The sequence below is a fragment of the Streptomyces sp. NPDC059695 genome (assembly GCF_042733785.1).
In the GTDB taxonomy this organism is placed as follows: Bacteria; Actinomycetota; Actinomycetes; order Streptomycetales; family Streptomycetaceae; genus Streptomyces.
Map to the genome: position 1 here is coordinate 1 of NZ_JBHWFF010000084.1, position 1,075 is coordinate 1,075.

The 1,075-nt window shown below is 57.1% G+C and carries 1 rRNA gene; it reads left to right on the plus strand.

What is annotated here, in order from left to right:
* Positions 1 to 1,075: ribosomal RNA gene (locus tag ACFV2S_RS37915) — 23S ribosomal RNA — on the plus strand; the annotation flags it as partial.

Here is a 1,075-nt window from a genome sequence, read left to right on the forward strand (position 1 = left end):
TCTCGTGACTGCGTGCCTTTTGAAGAATGAGCCTGCGAGTTTGCGGTGTGTTGCGAGGTTAACCCGTGTGGGGAAGCCGTAGCGAAAGCGAGTCCGAATAGGGCGATTCAGTAGCACGCTCAAGACCCGAAGCGGAGTGATCTAGCCATGGGCAGGTTGAAGCGGAGGTAAGACTTCGTGGAGGACCGAACCCACCAGGGTTGAAAACCTGGGGGATGACCTGTGGTTAGGGGTGAAAGGCCAATCAAACTCCGTGATAGCTGGTTCTCCCCGAAATGCATTTAGGTGCAGCGTCGTGTGTTTCTTGCCGGAGGTAGAGCACTGGATAGGCGATGGGCCCTACCGGGTTACTGACCTTAGCCAAACTCCGAATGCCGGTAAGTGAGAGCACGGCAGTGAGACTGTGGGGGATAAGCTCCATGGTCGAGAGGGAAACAGCCCAGAGCATCGACTAAGGCCCCTAAGCGTACGCTAAGTGGGAAAGGATGTGGAGTCGCAGAGACAACCAGGAGGTTGGCTTAGAAGCAGCCACCCTTGAAAGAGTGCGTAATAGCTCACTGGTCAAGTGATTCCGCGCCGACAATGTAGCGGGGCTCAAGCGTACCGCCGAAGTCGTGTCATTGCAGTACATACCCCCAACGGGGACTGTGATGGGTAGGGGAGCGTCGTGTGCCGGGTGAAGCAGCCGCGGAAGCGAGTTGTGGACGGTTCACGAGTGAGAATGCAGGCATGAGTAGCGATACACACGTGAGAAACGTGTGCGCCGATTGACTAAGGGTTCCTGGGTCAAGCTGATCTGCCCAGGGTAAGTCGGGACCTAAGGCGAGGCCGACAGGCGTAGTCGATGGACAACCGGTTGATATTCCGGTACCCGCTTTGAAACGCCCAATATCGAGCCCATTAATGCTAAGGCCGTGAAGCCGTTCCGGACCCTTCGGGGAATGGAAAGTGGTGGAGCCGTCGACCCAAGGTGGTAGTAGGTAAGCGATGGGGTGACGCAGGAAGGTAGTCCAGCCCGGGCGGTGGTTGTCCCGGGGTAAGGGTGTAGGGCGTGTGATAGGCAAATCCGTCACAC